Consider the following 18311-nt stretch of genomic DNA (forward strand, 5'->3'; position numbering starts at 1 on the left):
TTATATCAAAACAATTCCTGTTGTGCATTCGGCTTTCCGGCGATTTTATCAAAAGCGCTTAAATATGCAAATATAATATCGGGATTGGTTTCTATGCCGTTTTCTTTGCACCGCGCACGGAAGATATTCATTAGGCGTGCATTGTGTGGGCTCATAACAGAATAGCAATTACCATAGCGTTGGATGTATTTTTCTTTTAAGCGCGGAAACGCTGCATCAAGTTTTTTATAAAAATATTCGCGGTTGCCGTCTCTCAGCGTTAAGCCCATGCCGAAACAGATGATGCCGCGTACTTTTGCTTCGATACAATACTGTAAAATACCTTCGAGATTTTCCACCGTATCATTGATGAACGGAAGAATAGGTGTAAGCCACACAACGGTGGGAATACCTGCGTCGCGCAGCGTTTTAAGCACGGTAAAGCGTTCACTGGTAACGGCAACATTCGGCTCAAGTATTTTACACAAGCTATCATCATAGGTGGTCAGTGTCATTTGTACAACGCATTTTGCTTTGGTGTTTACCGCCTGTAAAAGTTCGAGGTCGCGCAATATCAGCGGGGATTTTGTTATCACGGTAAAACCGAAACCGTAGCGGTGGACGGTCTCTATCGCTTTCCGCGTCATACCGAGTTTTTCTTCCAGCGGCATATATGGATCGGTCATAGACCCGGTACCGATCATGCACTTATTGCGCTTTCGCCGCAAAGCATCTTCAAGCAGCTCTATTGCATTTTCTTTTATTTCGATATCTTCAAAGCGGTGATTTATATGATAACATTCACTGCGTGAGTCGCAATAGATACACCCATGTGTACAGCCGCGGTATAAGTTCATCCCATTTTTCGCTGATAAAATTCCTTTTGCTTGTACAAAGTGCATCTATTATTCCTGAAAATCCGGCAGTTTTTACATTATCGTGTTCTATATTTTTTCAACGCTTTGTTTTATACCAATTTTGCATAATCTCTTTTTGCATAAAATATATGCAATATATGTACAATCTTTTTTTCTGACTTTATAAACCATACTTGGATTTTAGTTCCGCAACTGCATCATCAACATCGGTAACACGGCCTTCTTTCACATCCAGCTCTGCTGCATTCAGATTATCATACAGACGATAAAAAAAGGAGGTTCTTTCAAAGGTTTCCATACTCATAATCACCATATCACCGTAACCGTTTTTTGTTATAAAAATAGGTTCGTTGCTTTCATGACACAAGGCGGAAATATTTGCAGTATTCTTTAAATCACGTATCGGAACTATTTGCGGCATAACTATCCCTCTATGGTATGATAGTACCACAATCAACAACCCCGACGCAAGCGTCGGGGTATGTTGTTCTCATAAGGTGGTTACAGTCGGCTTTAATACCCTTTGTTACGACGCAGAGCGTCGGGGTATTAAACCCTCCGTACGAATAAAGCCGTATTGTCTATGAAAGATTAAACCTGTTCGGAGACGAAGCTATCGAACAGGTCTATTATATCCTGAAAATCCGGCAGTGTTTGTGTTGGAAACTTCTAAAAACCGCAGTTGTTAGAGATGGCTGTTATCGTGCTCTATATTTTTTCAAGGCTTTTTTAATATCCTTGAACGCCCAATCATAGTGGCTGGAAGTTGCAGATACGCAATAGCTGCCGAGCGTCGTTGTGCCCGTCCAATCGAAAGTACCTTTGGAAAAAAGGGCTTCATTGGAAAATGTTTCGATAATCGCCATCACCTCTTTATGCGTTTTTTTGAGCATTGTTTCTGCATCGGTATATGATGTGCGTTGATGTTTTTCCCAAAATACAACATTCATCTGAGGATAGGTTTTCCAATTATAGGGTGCCGGCAAAAAAGGGGCAGGCTTCCCGTTTGTGTTTGACCGTATCCAATTCAGCAGAAGACAGTGCCACTCATATAGATGAACTAAAACATCCCGCACGTTTTTATCGCGTTCGTTCGGAACAATATCGGCACTCTTTTCTTCGTCAGACATTTCGTCGATTAACGTCCACAGCTTTGCGAATTGGTCATTTGCGGCTTGTATTAAATCGGCTTTGGTGGTAGGTCTTGGCATAGGTTACTCTTTGTATGTAAAATTGTTATCCATATCCCAATTTATGTATGGGTATTGAGCTTTATCGATTTTGAAACGATCGATAATCTGTTCTATTTTAGAAATATCCGTATCATCTTTACGGGATATTTGTAAGGCACAAATATCTTCCAAATAATCAATTATAATTTTTTTATTTATGTCATGCTGTTCTAATGCTAATATATCATCAAACCTTTTTATAATCTCACTATTAATTTTACTATTACTTTCATTTGCTTTATGTTTAAGTGTTCCATGAATATCGTTTGTACACCATATCAAATTAGACGGTCTATTATCAAATCCGTTATCCGTAATATGATGAACCACATACCATAGATGACCGGATATTTCTAATGTATCTTCTACAGGACAGTCAAGCCATGTTTCAGCAACAAGTCTATACACTTCATACGAAATATCAGGAGTAACATTTACATACAAATAACCGTATTGTTTTTGATACTGCTTTTTTATTTGGCCATTAATTTTTACTCTACCGAGATTACTCACTTCTATCCTTACGTTTTTTGATTCCTCTGTATCCCAGAAGGCTGCTCTAAACGCAGCCTTTGATCTTTTAGAATTATTATATATCCTAAAAATTTCACCCGGTAAATTTTCATTGTCATAAATCTTGTACACAAGCAAGTCATTATAGCTGTTATCCATTTTGTTAAATTCATAGGTTTGAAGAATGTTGCTCAGTTCTTCGATCGAGTAATTCATGTTGTGGCTTATTTTATTCATTTTGCACCTTCCTTATCACAGATATTATAGCACATTAACCTGTCAGAATGTGTCAGGTTTGAAAAAACATTTAAACTTTTTTATGGTGCGCCGCTATTTTTTCAGCGAAATCGATTATTCCTTTTTTTAGGGTTTCCGGTTCAAGGATTTCTACCTCGGTACCAAGCGACAAAATAAATCCGTACAGCCAATGATCGATCGGAAGATATACTGAAAGCGTATACGAGCCGTCCATATTTTTTGTGATAAGATCGGGAGGAAATTCATCATAAAACCGATAGGCGATTCCGGCGGTGCATTTTAATTTTATGTTCGTAAGCGTCAGGTCATCGGAATAGTCTGTACGGTCAGGTAGCTTGTTGAACAATTCCGTACGCTTAAATGTCTTTACCGTCTGCATAACGGAAATCATACGGTTTAATCGAAAAAGCCGATAATTTTTTATTGAGGAGAATAAAGATAATTTCAAAAAGCCGTTCGGAACGCATAACGATAAAAGTATAGCATAAAAAGTAGACGGATTCCTATAAAGGGCATTTAAAACGGCTTTTTTTATGATGAATTGACATCATCCAGCTGCAATTATCGTACGACAAATTACCTATTGAACATGGGGTCTTTTAAGATTCGCTGCTGGTTTTAACTGAAAAATCAAAATTACATTTTTGTTCTTGACTTTAGGGGGGGGGGGGTATAATGGAAGAAAGATTATCGTTGAATTGTATCTGTGATTTACGGCTGTATAGCCCGTACTGGCTGTGCCGTATCAGTCTGCGCAATCGATGGTAACTATATTACTTTTAAGGAGGAGACAATGAAAAAGATTGTTTCAGCAATGACTCTGTGTGTTGTACTGTTCGGTACAATAATGATGGTAACCGGATGCGGAAATAAACCGGCAAAAGGTTCCGTGTGGAAGGTCACAAAAATGACTTCAGCGGGGGTAGATGTTCCTGTACTCGTTGATATGTATTTTTGTTTCCATTCCGATGGTAATGCATACACTGCAACAAAAGCGGCGAATGTTTTAGATGCTGAAAAAATGGGGACTTACACTATCGGTAAAAAAGATATCACTATCAAAGAGGGCTCCACTGCAGTATCTCTTACATTTACATTAAAAGGCGAAAAGATGACATTGAAAGGACGTTTTGATGGTAAAGATCAAGAGATGGAGCTGCAGAAAGTTACCAGCCCCACTGAAGCGGAAATTGCAAAGGTTGCAAAGTAAGATCATCTGTTATGCGCGTACCCATTAGATATCTAAAGGGTGTACGTCTTCTAATGAGCTAATCCCGATAAAAGAGGCTTCTTTTATCGGGATTTTTTTTGTGATTCGTATGGAAAGTTAATTCTCACATATTTTTAGGGTTTCCGGTTCAAGGATTTCTACCTCGGTACCGATCGATAAAATAAATCCGTACAGCCAATGATCGATCGGAAGGCATACCGAAAGCGTATACGAGCCGTCCGTATTCTTTGTGATAAGATCGGGAGGAGACAACCGGTTTAAAATCGATTCGGTATGTATCTCGTCAACAGGTGATAAACATTGCAGGGCGAGCAGAATTTTATCTTGCTCTTCTTGTGTTACAATCGATTTATTGATGGTGTATGTTTCATCGATAAAAATTCCGCCGCCTGTTCCCTGCACTGTATACACTGGAATACCTGCACAGCTTAAAATATCGATATCACGATATACGGTACGAATCGATACCGCAAATTTTTTAGCAAGCTCCTGCGCCGTCGTTCGGTTTTTATTGAGGAGAATAAAGACGATTTCAAAAAGCCGTTCGGAACGCATAACGATAAAAGTATAGCATAAAAAGTAGACGGATTCCTATTGAACATGGGGCCTTTTAAGATTCGCTGCTGGTTTTAACTGAAAAATCAAAATTATATTTTTGTTCTTGACTTTTGAGGGGGGGAGAGCTAATATACAAGAGAAGTTATTGTTGAATTGTGCCTGTGGTTTATAGTTGCAAAAGCTTATACAACGTATCAGTCTGTGCAATCGACGGTAACTCTATATTACTTTTAAGGAGGAAACAATGAAAAAGATTGTTTCAGCAATGGCGTTGTGTATGGCGCTGCTCGGTGCAGTGATGATGGTAACTGGCTGCGGAAGTAAACCGAAAGCCGATACCGTATGGAAGGTGGCGAAAATAACGGTATCTGGAGTAAGTGCCCCTGTACCCTATGAGATGTATTTGTGCTTCCATTCCGACGGTAATGCATACACTGCAACGAAAATGCTCAACTTACAGGCAGAAAAACTAGGTGCCTACACTATCGAGAAAAAAAACTTCATCATCGAAAAAGTCTCCGTTCCATATACCTTAAACGGCGAAAAGATGACATTGGATCTCACTGCAGAGTTGGCACAGAAATTGGGCATTCCCGGCGTTGCAGGAGCTGCAAAGCTAGAGCTACAGAAAGTGTCAAGCCCCACTGCGGCAGAAATAAAAAAAGCTGCCAAGTAAGCGCATCTGCTGCGCGTGTACTCATTAGATATCTAAAGGGTACGTGTTTTCTCATGAACTAATCCCGATAAAAGAGGCTTCTTTTATCGGGATTTTTTTTGTGATTCGTATGGAAAGTTAATTCTCACATACAGCATCGCAATAAAAAGAACTGTTCAGGTGTGTACGTCGGAATACGTGATAATTTAAAGTCGGAGATATTACGAGAAAAATCAAGGTGGTATAATACTATAAACTAATACTTGACTATATAGAAAAATATATATTATTATATATTTAAGAGGTGATGAAATGTTAGTGGAAACTACTCAAATTATGCCTATAACCCAGTTACAAAAAACGCTTACGCAGACTGTCCGGCAGATTGCTAAAGACAAACAGCCGGTTTTCATTATGAAAAACAACATTATGGAAGCGGTTATGATTCCGTTCGACCGTTATGAAAAACTTTCCGAACTGGAAGAACTGGAAGAACATAAAGAAATTTTTTCGATGGTTCAAGACAGGCTAAGTCATTATGACGCTTCAAAGACAGTCAGCTTGTCATCTTTGCGGAATAAATAATGGCAGAAAAAATGGAAGTATATAAAGATGTAGAAGACCGGAAAACCGGCTCCTAAAGAATCAACACCCCCGATGCTCTGCACTGGAGGTGTTGATTGGAATGGTCTGTCTTACTTCTTATTAAAATACGCTGCAAAGGGATTGTACTTTGTGCCGTCATCATCCTTCCGCGGGCGGGCTTCTGCGACACGCCGCTCCGAACGGACTGCCGGCTGCCGCTCTCCGCGGTGACTCAGGCGTTTTTCACCCTGTACGGCAGGGGCGCCGCTGCTGGTTTTAACCGCAACGGTTTTTCCGTCCTTGGTTTTTACGGTAATCTTTTTTACTTCCGCCTTTTGCTTTGCAGTTAGCTTTCCCTGTACCCCGCTTTCGCTTTTCCGGCTGAGTGAGATGCGGCGGCGTGCTTCGTCGAGCGCAATAATCCGGCATTCCACAATATCGCCGACTTTCACTGCCTCAAGCGGGTCGGAAACAAAGCTGTCGCTCATCTCGGAGATGTGCAGCAGGGCGGTTTCCTTAATACCGAGATCAACAAAGGCGCCGAAGTCTACGACGTTTTTAATCTTGCCCTTAACGGTCATGCCGAGTTTCAGGTCTTCAAACAAGAGAACGCCCTGCTGCATAATCGGCTTGGGGCAGTCCTCACGGGGGTCGCGGTTCGGTTTTTTCAGCTCTTCGATAATGTCGCTGACTGTTTGCTCGCCGAGCTGATATTTTTCTTGCAGCTCCATTCGTACCTCTTTGGTTACCGGCTCATTTTTGCGAACAATCTGATAGATAACCTCCGCTGCAGGATAGTTTTCGGGGTGTACCCACGAGTTATCCAGCGGATTGGCGCTCTCCGGTATCTTCAAAAAACCGGCGCATTGTTCAAAGGTCTTTGGCCCCAAACCGCTGACATTATGAAGCTGCTCCCGGTCGGTAAAGATGCCGGTTTTTTCGCGGTAGCTCACAATCTTTTTCGCCAACCCGCTCGTAATACCGGACACGTATTTGAGTAGCGAGGCGCTTGCGGTATTCAAATTGACACCGACATTGTTTACTACCGAACCGACAACCGCATCCAGCTCTTCTGAAAGCTTTTTTTGGTTTAAGTCATGCTGATAAAGCCCGACGCCAATAGACTTGGGATCAATTTTGACGAGTTCGGCAAGGGGATCCTGCAAGCGCCGTCCGATGGAGATAGCGCCGCGGATGGTCAGATCCAAGTCGGGGAATTCCTCGCGCGCTACATCTCCTGCGGAATACACGGAAGCTCCGTCCTCATCAACTACCGTAAACAGTACCTCGGGGCAATGCGTTTTAATCACATCGGACACAATTTCCTGTACTTCGTGAGAGCCTGTCCCGTTGCCCACTGCGATGAGCTGTACCTTATAGTCTTTTACCGCCTTGAGCAGCGCCGCTTTTGCTTCCTCTGCCTTATGCTGATAAATCACAAAAGAGCCGAGGTACTTGCCGGTTTCGTCTAAGGCGGCGCATTTGGTGCCGGTTCTGATACCGGGGTCTACGCCGAGTACGCGGGTTCCCTTAATCGGCTGTGTCATCAAGAGGTGTTTTAAGTTTTCGCTAAAAATAGTAATGCCGTGGGTGTCGGCATCTTCGCCTAAGTTGCTGCGGATTTCGCGCAGTACTGCCGGGCTGAGCAGCCGAACAATGCCGTCTGCAATCGCTTCACTGTGGTATTTGTTGTGCTGTACCGAACGGCTCTGCACCCGTGCGACCGCTTCGTCTACATCAACATTGATTTTTACTTCCAAAACGCCTTCACGCTCTCCGCGGTTGATGGCAAGCACCCGGTGCGGTTTAATCTGGTTCAGCGCTTCGGAATACTCCCAGTACATCTGATACACGGAGGTTTTCTGCGCTTCTTCATCTCCGATACCCTTCACTTCAAACATGCCGGTTGCCATAAAGAAATCATGTACCGTTTTTCGATTTTCAGTATCCTGTGCCGTCTCTTCGGCGATAATATCGGAAGCTCCCGCAAGTGCATCCTCTACCGTCGGCACATTGAGCGTTTCGTCTTCACAATCGGTTTTAACAAAGTCCTGCGCCCGTTTTACAAGCTCTGCTTCCTCCAATTCCTTCATTAAATCCGCTAAGCCCTGCAAACCGCGTTCGACGGCAAGCATACCGCGTGTTTTTTTCTTCTTTTTGAAGGGCGCCCAAATATCTTCAAGCTCTGTCAAAGTCGACGCCTTCATAATGTTGTCATAGAGCAGTTCAGTCAGCTTTCCCGCCGCAAACACACCCCGCACAATCTCAAGCCGCCGCGTTTCCAAGTTGACGTAGGATTTAAACAATTTATCGGAATCTCGAACTTGAACTTCATCGAGCGAACCGTGCATTTCTTTACGATACCGTGAAATAAAAGGGATTGTACAACCTTCGTTGACCAATGTGATAACTGCGGAAACCTGCTGCATCCTGATATTCAGCTCTTCCGCAACCTTTTTCATAATGTCGATCTCGTTCACTACAAGACCGTCAATAAACTCTTGCGTTAATTCCATGCGGGCGAGTATAACGGATTTTTGTTTTTTTTTAAAGGGGAGGAAATTTTACTAAGAAAAAAAGACTTGTAATATAATCAATATTTGATTATATTATAGCTATGTATCGGGTAATCCAAAAAAAGCGAATAACAAAGACCGTACAAAAAAATGCCGCAAAGAGAACAGGAGTTATACGCCCAGCTCATTCTTGATTTGAAAGAGGCGGAGCCTATACAAACAGGATAGCCTAATTTCAGCTCTCTTAGCGAAAATAAATACCATTGTCATTTATCATATCATTGGGTTGCATGTTGGAAAGAAACGATCACTGGTATTGAATTAGAGGTTTATTATGCAGGTTCACGTGAAAATGCCCCCTATTAAAATTGAAGGGGATATTCCGCCCGACTTATTAACATTTGTGAAAGCACAATATAAGCACGTAACAGTCGAATACGATGAAAACGACGAGTATGAAGAGGTAACCGAAACAGACTGGTTTAAAAATATTCAGAAAGATATGACGCCTCAAAAAATATTAAAACTGTTAAGAAGTCGTGATAATCTTACACAGGCTCAACTTGCAGAAAAACTTTGCATCAGAGCACAAAATGTTTCAGGTATGGAACGAGGTACTCGCCCTATTAGTGTTAGTATGGCAAAAAAACTCGGTATTGTATTCAACACAAACTATAAAAAATTTTTATAGCGGTCTATGCTGATAATTGTTTGATTATGCACCTAAGTCAGGTATTTCTTTAAAATCATTAACATAGAAATCAGCACCATGGTTGTGATATTGTTGTTTACTATCGTAGAGACAAGCTGCTAATCCTAGTGCTTTTGTTCCGATAATATCACTTAATATCACTTATTTCGTTATCCCCCGCCATCAATGTTCAGGCGAAAAAAAATTATTCTGCTCTTGACTTTAGGGGGGTATGGAAGAAAAGGTAATTGAGGGTATCAACAGTATAGGGAATCTCTAAAAACTTCCGTTTTTAGAAGTTTCTTTGCTCTTGAATAATAAGAAATCTATAAATTCTGAAACTTCTTGCAGGTAACAGTCCGGAACAGTCTTTAATTTTTCTGCAACAACTGCATACGACATAAAAAACTTCTTATAGCTATTTATACTATATCGTAAAAGCCCTTTTCCGTAAGCCTTTTAAAAAGATGTGGGTAGACGCTAGGAGCGAGAAAAAATTAACCGCAGGCCTGTTGAAAAGCGTACTTCCGTGTACGCTTTTCAACGACAAGTTTTTCTAGCAAAAAACTTGCTGCTGTTTAGAACCACGGACATCCTCGCCCAAGAATATACATCCGTGTATATTCTTGGGCTGCAAGTTTGCGGGGCAAACTTGTTACTGCGTAGTGCCACCGACATCCGTGTCGGAAATGATACGTCGAGGAGTAATTTTTTCGCAGCAACGGCATATCGTCAAATAAACTCTCCGTCAGCCTTTTAAAAAGATGTGAGTAGATGCTAGGAGCGTACAAAAAACACCCGCAGGCGTACTTATTGTACGTCGAGGACTGTTTTTTGTTAAGCGACAACGCAGATGCCCACATATTTTCAAAAGGTGTGCTAGACGTTGAATTTAAAGAATATAACATCCCCATCCTGCACAACGTATTCCTTGCCTTCTTGGCGGTAGCGGCCGGCTTCTTTGATTTTTTGTTCCGAGCCGTATTTGAGGAAGTCGTCAAAACTGTAGACTTCTGCTTTAATGAATCCTCGTTCAAAGTCAGTGTGGATAACGCCGGCTGCCTTTGGAGCCGTATCTCCTGCATGGATTGTCCATGCGCGGCATTCGTCTTTTCCGGCGGTAAAGAAGGTGCGAAGTCCAATCAAATGATACGCTGCATGGGCAAGAACCGATAAGCCTGAAACCTTGAGGCCGATTTCTTCCAAAAAGGCAGCTCTTTCTTCCGCATCATCGATATCGGCAAGCTCTGCTTCAAACTTTCCGCAGATAACGACGGTTTCGGCTCCTTCTTGTGCGGCGATTTTTTTAACCGTTTCGATGTAAGCATTCCCGTTTTTTATTCCGTCTTCATCAACGTTACAAACATACAGCTGCGGCTTCATAGTGATTAGGTGCGTGTCGTACATCACGGCTCGCTCTTCATCGGTTAAATCGGCATTGCGGGCGCCCTTTCCGTCTTGCAGCAACGGTTTGATTTTTGCAATAGCGCTCATTGCAATCGCCGCCTCTTTCTGCATATCTTTGCCCATACGGGTTGCCTTATCCGCCCGTTCCGCCCGCTTTTCCAGCGAAGCAAGGTCGGCAAGCGCCAGTTCAATATTGATAGTTTCGATATCCGAAGCGGGATCAACTTTGTTATTTACGTGAACGATATCGGGATTATCAAAGCAGCGCACGACATGCGCAATAACGCCTACCTCACGGATATGAGAAAGAAATTGATTGCCGAGCCCTTCACCCTTTGAAGCTCCCTTTACAAGTCCTGCAATATCGACAAACTCGACGGCAGCGGGGATGGTCTTTTTCGGTTCAAAAAATTGAGATAGTTTCGTGAGCCGTTCATCAGGCAGATCAACGATGCCGACATTAGGGTTAATGGTACAGAAGGGATAGTTTGCCGCCTCCGCAGGAGCGCGGGTTAATGCAGAAAAGATGGTCGATTTACCGACATTCGGCAGTCCGACAATACCGCAATTTATAGCCATAGGGGAACCTCTTTAATCGATTATATCAAATAGAAAAACAGTTAAAATCTTTGTTTTTCTATACATACGGACATCCTAAAAATCACGAAAAACCGATGGTTATTAGCGTAATCTATCACGGAATACTAACGATTCTTACTGCAATATACCACGAAAAACCGATGAATAAAAGGGGATTTCATCACAGAAATTGAAGATACGATGTAATCCCGATAGAAAGAGAGCCTTTCTATCGGGATATTTTTTTATCTTACCGTGCAAGCAGCTTGTTCAAGCGTTTTACAAAGTCGGCGGTGTCTTTGAGCGTACTGCCTTCCAGCAGCAGTGCCTGATCTAACAGCACAAATGCGGTGTCGGCAATGAGCGCTTCGTCATCGGTATCCTTGAGCCGCTGCAGAATGGGGTGTTCCGCATTGATTTCCAAAATGGGCTTTACCTCGCCTCGAAGCTGCTGCCCCATTGCCCGCATCATGCGCTCCATCTGTAAGCTCGGATCGTTTTCATCCACCACAATGCACGAAGGTGAGTCGGCAAGCCGTTTGGAAAGGCGTACTTCTTTTACCGCATCGCCGAGCGCGTTTTTAATCTTTTCGACAATCGGCTTAAAGTCTTTTTCCTTCTGCTTTGCTTCTTTCTTTTCTTCGTCAGTGCTTAGCTCTTCGTCGGAGCCGGCACGGTTTGCAGCCTTGAGTTCCCAATCCTTATACTTGCCGACGGAGGGAATCACGATATCGTCAATTTCATCCGGCATAATCAGCACTTCCAAGCCCTTTGCCTTGTATGCTTCCAAGTGCGGAGACTGTCTGAGCGCCTTTTCATCGCCGCCGGTGATGTAGTAAATCGCCTTTTGCCCTTCCTTCATCCGCTGTACATAGTCGGCAAGGCTCGTCCATGTATTTTCCTCATTCGTAGTTCGAAAGCGGATCAGTTCCAAAAGCTCGTCGCGATGTTCGTAGTCGCTGTACAAGCCTTCTTTTAACGGACGGTTATATTCGGCAATAAAGGTTTCGTATTTTTCCTTATCGCTTTCTGCAAGTTTTTTAAATTCGCCTAAGAGTTTTTTTACCGAGGCGGAGCGGATATTGTTCAAAATGCGGTTCTGCTGCAAGATTTCGCGGCTGACGTTGAGCGGCAAATCTTCACTGTCGATAATACCGCGTATAAACCGCAGATACACCGGCAGTAGTTCTTTTTCGTCCTCAGTGATAAACACCCGCTTGACAAAGAGCTTTACACCGGGCTTGTAGTCGGCATGATACATATCGAACGGAGCTTTTGCCGGAACATAAAAGAGCGTGGTGTACTCCAGCGTTCCCTCCGCCTTGGTGTGGACATATAAGAGAGGATCGGTAGAATCGTGCGAAAGCGACTTATAAAAATTCTTGTAGTCCTCGTCTTTCAGCTCAGACTTCGGTTTTTGCCACAGAGCGCTCGCATCGTTGATCTGCTCGCTCTTTGCTGCCTGCGATTTTTCGTTGCCCTTATCATCATATTCTTTGTGAATATAATGGAGATAAATCGGGAATGCGATATGATCCGAATAGCGTTTGATAATGTCTTCAATCTTCCAGCGGCTTGCAAATTCGGAATCTTCATTGTTTAAATACAGGGTGATGCAAGTACCGTTGGCGCCTTCGGGAACATCATCGATGAGCGGAAATGCCGAATCATCGGTTTGCTCCAGTTCATATTCGCCCTTACCGTCGGAAATCCACTTCCATACGGTATTTTCGCCTGCTTTCTTCGAAATCACTTCGATTTTTGACGCAACCATAAAGGCTGAATAAAAACCGACACCGAATTGCCCGATCAGGTTGGAGTCTTTTTTATCGTCCGCGGCAAGCTGCTCCAAAAAAGCCTTGGTGCCGGAGCGGGCAATCGTACCGAGGTTGTTTTTGATATCCTCATCGTTCATACCGATACCCGTGTCGCGGATAGTCAGTGTTGGTGTTGCGGCATCTTCGTTAAATGTAATATCGATACGGGGATTAAACTGGAGATCTTTTAATGTGGTGTCCGACACGGTTAAATATTTCAGCTTATCGAGCGCATCCGAAGCATTTGACACCAGCTCCCGCAGGAATATTTCCTTATTTGAATACAGAGAATGGATAATCAGGTGGAGCAGCTGATTAACTTCCGTTTGAAACTCATACTTTGCCATACTATAACCTCAATATATGTAAGTAATTTGAGCGGTTTGAAGCCTATTCATTACTGAATGATAAGTAATACCGCTTTTAAGCCTTTGCTGTTTTTAAATGAAAAGGCAGATTAAATGTACTTAAAATAGTGGAAAATGGCAAATCGGTATATCTCGTTTCGTTGCAGTTTCACCCTCAGAACACGAATCAAAATATTTTTTTGGTGCCCTGTTTTTCTTTTTTTTATTGTGTTGCTTTTTCCATTTTTATCCCTTATACTCATATTAGTAGAGTCAGATAGTTTAGAGGGAACCTCTAAAAACTTCAGTTTTTAGAGGTTTTCCTTAGATGTAATTTGCGATGTTTTAATTTAAGTCATTATTATATAAAGACTTAAATTAAAACTCGTCGGGGATCTCTAAAAATCTAACCGAGTTTTTAGAGATCCCCTAGAGTATCCGTTTGAGGTACTGACAATGAACGGAATATCCTTCCGGATGGAGTATGCTATGGTATCATTAACCGTGAACGGCCGGATTGTTGAAGCCGAAGAAAACCAGAAACTTGTCTATTTTTTACGCGATTCACTGCACTTAACTTCCGTTAAAAATGGTTGTATGGAAGGCGCATGCGGGACTTGTACTGTTTTAATAGATGGAAAACCGATGAAGGCCTGTGTGCAAATCATGAGCAGATTAGCCGGAAAGACAATTACAACACTTGAAGGCTTTCCCGAACGCGAGCTTGCCGTGTATCAATATGCATTTGCTCACTGCGGTGCGGTGCAATGTGGATTTTGTATCCCCGGTATGATTATTTGCGCAAAAGCGTTGATAGACGGAAATCCCAATCCCTCATCTGCGGATGTAAAACAGGCTATCCGTAACAATATTTGCCGGTGTACCGGCTATGTAAAAATTGAAGAGGCCATTTTATTGGCTGCCAAGATGTTCCGCGAAAATACGCCCGTGCCGGAAGGAAAAACCGAAGCGACTGTAGGAAGCAGCGCACTCCGTGTTGATTCCTACGCGAAAGCGGCGGGTACTGCGGAATATGCTGATGATATGTATCCGGACGGAATGCTTTACGGAAGTGCGGTTCGCACTGCATTCCCGCGGGCAAAGGTTTTGTCTATCAATACCGAAGAAGCAGAAAAGATGCCGGGTGTGCATATTGTAATGACCGCAGAAGATCTTCCCGGTATGCAAAAGATCGGACACTTAAAAAAAGACTGGGATGTGCTTATTCCCCTCGGTAAAGAAACGCATTATTTAGGGGATGCCATCGTTCTAATTGCCGCCGAAAGCCGCGATATTTTAGAAGCTGCAAAAAAGGCAGTAAAAATCGAATACGAAGAGCTACCGCCCGTGTGTTCTATGGCAGAAGCAATGGCGGAAGATGCTCCTCATGTTCATGAAGGCGGGAACCTTCTTTCAAGGGAACACCTCGTGCGCGGCAATACTGATGAAAAGCTGAAAAATTCAAAATATGTCATTTCACAACATTATTCCGTACCGCCAACTGAACATGCCTTTTTGGAGCCGGAAACGGCAGTGGCTGAGCCGGATGGAGAAGGTGGCATCATCGTCTATTCAGGTGATCAAGGCATATATCAAACAAAGCGGGAATGTGCAGAAGCTACCGGTTTACCCATCGAGAAGGTACGGGTTATCGCAAAGATGGTCGGCGGCGGCTTTGGCGGCAAAGAAGATATGAGCGTGCAGCACCATGCGGCTATCCTTGCGTTAAAGACCGGACGCCCCGTCAAGGTGAGTTTAAGCAGAAAAGAAAGCATTATTATCCATCCGAAGCGCCATGCGATGGAAATGGATTTTACCCTTGGCTGCGATGAGAACGGCTATCTAACCGGCTTAAAAGCTGTACTGCATTCAGACACGGGCGCCTATGCCTCGCTCGGCGGGCCGGTACTGCAGCGTGCCTGTACTCATGCGGCAGGGCCGTATAACTATCAGGATATCGACATACTTGGCTGTGCGTGGTACACCAATAACCCACCGGCCGGTGCATTCAGAGGCTTCGGCGTAACACAAAGCTGCTTTGCCGTTGAATCGTGCATCAATTTATTGGCGGAAAAAGTCGGTATTAGTCCGTGGGAAATCCGCTACCGGAATGCAATTCGTCCCGGGCAAGTACTGCCGAACGGTCAATATGCCGACGATTCAACCGCTCTTGTACAAACCCTCGAAGCGGTAAAACCGTATTACGATGCACATCCTAAGGCAGGAATTGCCTGTGCTATTAAAAATTCAGGACTTGGGGTCGGTATTCCCGATTTCGGGCGGACAACCCTGCGGCTTCAAGCGGACGGCGTGCATATTTATTCCAGCGCGGCTTGTATCGGGCAGGGGGTTGGCACAATTCTCTTGCAGATTGTCAGCGAAGTGCTTGAGTTACCGCGGAGCCTTTTGCATTACGAAACGCCCGACACAAAATTTGCTCCCGACGCAGGGAATACCACCGCCTCACGTCAAACCGTATTTACCGGTGAAAGTACCCGCATAGCGGCTACCGATCTAAAAAAAGCGCTTGAAGAAGAACTGCATAAACGCGGCAAGACGGGAATGCTATCCGAACATCAGGATGTACTGCCCGAACTGTTTACCGCCCTCAGTGGTAAAGAATTTTTTGCGGAATATACCTATCCGACGGATAAAATAGGCTCCGACAAACCTCATCCGGTAAGTCATGTCGCTTACGGATACGCAACTCACCTCGTCGATTTGGATGAAGAAGGAAAGCTGGCGTATGTGGAAGCTGCTCACGATATCGGTCGGGCTATTAATCCAATTTCACTGCAAGGGCAGATTGAAGGCGGCGTTGTGATGAGCCTCGGATATGCGCTGACGGAAGATTATCCGCTGCAAAAGGGGGTTCCGACTGCTAAGTTCGGTACGCTTGGTCTGTTTAAAGCGCCTCAGGTACCGCCGATAAAGGTTGATATTATCGAACATAACGATAATGAGCTTGCATGTGGCGCAAAGGGAGTCGGTGAAATTGCCAGTATTCCGACAGCTCCTGCGGTAGCGCTTGCCTATTATAACCGCGACGGTATTTTTAGAACAAAGCTTCCACTGGAAAATACGCCGTATAGCCGGAAAAAATAACGCGCAGGGGATATCTTGTAAGCATTAAGCCTTCTAAACTAAAAAAGCCGATTAAACACATCACGTGTTCAATCGGCTTTTTGTTATTTTAACGGTTACAAGCTTTTTACTTTACCGCTTCCGCAAGATTATCCGTCTTTAAAAGGCGGATATTGTTTGCCGTATCTTGTACGAGCAAGCCTTTTTCCGTAACGCTTATCGCTGTGTACGGAAGAACGCTTACAGTCGATTTCGCTTGCATTTCAAGGTTATCGTTGAAGCGTGCAAGGTAATTTTTGCCGGATTGTTCAATCACCGCATAGTAGCTGTCATCAACCTGTATTAAAAGACTTTGTGCTGCAACAGGTACTGTTGCCTGTTTGGTCATTTCAAGCGTGCGGGGGTTAATGCCAACCAGTGTAATCATCTGATTTCCGGATTTTGAACCGGCAATTGCGATAAGCGAATCTGTTCCTTCGATAAGGACACGGCCGCGTACGGTGTTCAACGACGAGGTTTTCAGCGGTTTTTCTGTTTTAAGGTCAAGCAATACTACTTCAGAAAGCATTGAACTGGAGTCAATTACTTTTAGCATAGCACTGGGCAATGCGGAAGCAAAAGCCGCCTCATCTTGAGCTTTCCGTTCTGCTCGTTTTTCTTCAATAATTTTCCGCGTATCCGCAGCAACATCCTTCCGATCGCTTTGAGCTTCTTGCTCTTTTGTGTCGGCAAATTGCTTTTCAGAAGAAGCTTCCCGCTCTTTATCTTGGGCTTGTTTTGCGGCTTCATCGGCTGCTTTCTGCTTTGCGTTTGCTTCTTTTTGCTTTGCTGCTGCTTCCTGATCGCCTTTTTTCGCTTCGTTTGCTTTTTCTACCGCAGCTTTATCTTTATCGCTTGCTTCCTGCTTATTTTTTGCAGCTTCCTGCTGTTTTTTTGCAGCTTCTTCCGCGGCTTTGCGGTCATTCGGATTTTTTTGAGCCTGCTTTCGGGCTGCTGCAGCATCTTTTTCGGATTGGGCTGCTTGCTTCTTTGCCGCCTCCGCTTCTTTTCGAGCTTTTTCCGCATCTTGCTTTGATTGAGCCGCAGCTGTTTTTGATTTATCGGCTTCTTTTTGTGCCGCCGCAGCTTCATTCCGTTTTGCATCGGCATCTTTCCGAGCTGCAGAGGCATCCTTCTGTGCAACATCTGCACGATCGCGGGCTGTGCTGCTTTCACGTTCTTTCAAGTCGATCATGTCTTTGCGGGTGGCAATATCTTTATCATCCTTCTCGCGCATCTTGTTAACAACGTTTTTATCGGAGAGCGACTTCGTGTCGATTGCGCTTAACGTACCGCTGTATTTCTGATCGGAAAGCGGAATAACAATCTGTGTTTTTCCCGGCCATTCGTCGTAGCGCAGTGCAAGACCGGCTTTATCAGCAGTTAAATTCTTGACAACAATCGTTTTGTACTTACTTTTGAACATATTCATGTCGCCACGATACACAGCGTTATAGATCGTTACAAAATGAGCAATGGTCTTTGCATCTTTTTCGGAGTATCCATACGCCTTTCGTAAATAACCTGCGATAATAACTCGTAAATTGTTGATATGATCAACTTTCGCTCCGCTTCCGATAATCATGATATCGGCATCGAGACCGGTTTTTACCGACGGATCAACTGCATGGATAACGGCGTAGCGATTCATCTCGCCGGCGCGTCCGCGTTGAGCTGCTCCGCCAAGAGATTCTCCGATTTCGGAGATTGCCCGCAGCGTATCGATTTCGGCGTGAGGCCCTGTGTAGTTGATAAATTCAATCGGCGTATTTTCGGCCTGCTTCAGTTCACTTTGATCAACCTCTATCGAAAACGCCATACTCATAAAGGCAAATGTACAGAGGCATACAAGCGCTATTCTTTTCATTGAACAACCCCTTTCTATGAAGATGATACAGAGAAATCTCAAAACCTTAGGGCGTAGCCCGAGGGAAGAGTGCTT

Annotated in this window: 16 protein-coding genes; 5 read left to right on the forward strand and 11 right to left on the reverse strand. The window is 43.7% G+C overall.

The features are described from left to right. Window positions 1–5: 5 nt before the first annotated feature. The 5 genes from DWB79_RS04280 to DWB79_RS04300 form a co-directional block, all read right to left on the reverse strand. Window positions 6–881 carry an SPL family radical SAM protein gene (locus DWB79_RS04280; RefSeq protein ID WP_016522817.1) on the reverse strand — a complete coding sequence of 292 codons (876 nt, stop codon included), beginning with the start codon at window positions 879–881 and terminating at the stop codon, window positions 6–8. 136 nt (window positions 882–1017) lie between these two features. Beyond that, window positions 1018–1278 (reverse strand): type II toxin-antitoxin system Phd/YefM family antitoxin, encoded by a 261-nt coding sequence (locus DWB79_RS04285; protein ID WP_016522818.1) that lies wholly within the window; start codon window positions 1276–1278, stop codon window positions 1018–1020. A gap of 277 nt (window positions 1279–1555) precedes the next feature. Further along, the gene (locus DWB79_RS04290) at window positions 1556–2068 is read right to left on the reverse strand and encodes a ClbS/DfsB family four-helix bundle protein (RefSeq protein WP_016522819.1); all 513 of its coding nucleotides are present in this window, start codon (window positions 2066–2068) and stop codon (window positions 1556–1558) included. Between the two features lie 3 nt (window positions 2069–2071). Further along, window positions 2072–2839, reverse strand: a complete 768-nt coding sequence (locus DWB79_RS04295; protein ID WP_016522820.1) for an HNH endonuclease — start codon at window positions 2837–2839, stop codon at window positions 2072–2074. 70 nt (window positions 2840–2909) lie between these two features. Further along, window positions 2910–3239 (reverse strand): helix-turn-helix transcriptional regulator, encoded by a 330-nt coding sequence (locus tag DWB79_RS04300; protein ID WP_051125813.1) that lies wholly within the window; start codon window positions 3237–3239, stop codon window positions 2910–2912. Window positions 3240–3653: 414 nt separating this feature from the next. Here DWB79_RS04300 and DWB79_RS04305 point away from each other — a divergent pair, with 414 nt between their 5' ends. Beyond that, window positions 3654–4070: a hypothetical protein gene (locus DWB79_RS04305; protein ID WP_016522822.1), complete on the forward strand. Its 417-nt coding sequence runs from the start codon at window positions 3654–3656 to the stop codon at window positions 4068–4070. Between the two features lie 117 nt (window positions 4071–4187). Here DWB79_RS04305 and DWB79_RS04310 read toward each other — a convergent pair whose 3' ends face one another. Beyond that, a complete protein-coding gene (locus DWB79_RS04310) occupies window positions 4188–4646 on the reverse strand; it encodes an HTH domain-containing protein (protein ID WP_016522823.1) in 459 nt (152 codons plus the stop codon). Window positions 4647–4893: 247 nt separating this feature from the next. Between DWB79_RS04310 and DWB79_RS04315 the strand changes: the two genes are divergently transcribed. Both DWB79_RS04315 and DWB79_RS04320 read left to right on the forward strand, forming a co-directional pair. Next, window positions 4894–5325: a hypothetical protein gene (locus DWB79_RS04315; protein WP_016522824.1), complete on the forward strand. Its 432-nt coding sequence runs from the start codon at window positions 4894–4896 to the stop codon at window positions 5323–5325. 291 nt (window positions 5326–5616) lie between these two features. Then, window positions 5617–5889 carry a type II toxin-antitoxin system Phd/YefM family antitoxin gene (locus DWB79_RS04320; RefSeq protein WP_016522825.1) on the forward strand — a complete coding sequence of 91 codons (273 nt, stop codon included), beginning with the start codon at window positions 5617–5619 and terminating at the stop codon, window positions 5887–5889. Window positions 5890–5999: 110 nt separating this feature from the next. Here DWB79_RS04320 and DWB79_RS04325 read toward each other — a convergent pair whose 3' ends face one another. Then, window positions 6000–8405 carry a helix-hairpin-helix domain-containing protein gene (locus tag DWB79_RS04325; RefSeq protein WP_016522826.1) on the reverse strand — a complete coding sequence of 802 codons (2406 nt, stop codon included), beginning with the start codon at window positions 8403–8405 and terminating at the stop codon, window positions 6000–6002. A 352-nt stretch (window positions 8406–8757) separates the two neighbouring features. Here DWB79_RS04325 and DWB79_RS04330 point away from each other — a divergent pair, with 352 nt between their 5' ends. Then, window positions 8758–9096 (forward strand): helix-turn-helix domain-containing protein, encoded by a 339-nt coding sequence (locus DWB79_RS04330; protein ID WP_245541294.1) that lies wholly within the window; start codon window positions 8758–8760, stop codon window positions 9094–9096. 24 nt (window positions 9097–9120) lie between these two features. Here the strand turns inward: DWB79_RS04330 and DWB79_RS04335 are convergent, their stop codons facing one another. The 3 genes from DWB79_RS04335 to htpG all read right to left on the reverse strand — a co-directional run bounded on the left by DWB79_RS04335 (window position 9121) and on the right by htpG (window position 13246). Beyond that, entirely contained in the window at window positions 9121–9258 is a 138-nt protein-coding gene (locus tag DWB79_RS04335) for a hypothetical protein (protein WP_156831500.1), read from the reverse strand. 717 nt (window positions 9259–9975) lie between these two features. Continuing rightward, on the reverse strand, window positions 9976–11082 hold the full coding sequence (gene ychF, locus DWB79_RS04340) for a redox-regulated ATPase YchF (RefSeq protein WP_016522828.1): 1107 nt from the start codon (window positions 11080–11082) through the stop codon (window positions 9976–9978). Between the two features lie 250 nt (window positions 11083–11332). Continuing rightward, window positions 11333–13246 carry a molecular chaperone HtpG gene (gene htpG / locus DWB79_RS04345; protein ID WP_016522829.1) on the reverse strand — a complete coding sequence of 638 codons (1914 nt, stop codon included), beginning with the start codon at window positions 13244–13246 and terminating at the stop codon, window positions 11333–11335. 489 nt (window positions 13247–13735) lie between these two features. Between htpG and xdh the strand changes: the two genes are divergently transcribed. Further along, complete coding sequence (gene xdh / locus DWB79_RS04350; RefSeq protein WP_040859036.1) at window positions 13736–16351, forward strand: selenium-dependent xanthine dehydrogenase; 2616 nt, start codon at window positions 13736–13738, stop codon at window positions 16349–16351. A gap of 106 nt (window positions 16352–16457) precedes the next feature. On the opposite strand, the gene DWB79_RS04355 is transcribed toward xdh, so the two are convergent. Then, complete coding sequence (locus DWB79_RS04355) at window positions 16458–18236, reverse strand: P83/100 family protein (protein WP_016522831.1); 1779 nt, start codon at window positions 18234–18236, stop codon at window positions 16458–16460. Window positions 18237–18311: the final 75 nt, after the last annotated feature.

The organism is Treponema medium, from assembly GCF_017161265.1.
Classification (GTDB): Bacteria; Spirochaetota; Spirochaetia; order Treponematales; family Treponemataceae; genus Treponema; species Treponema medium.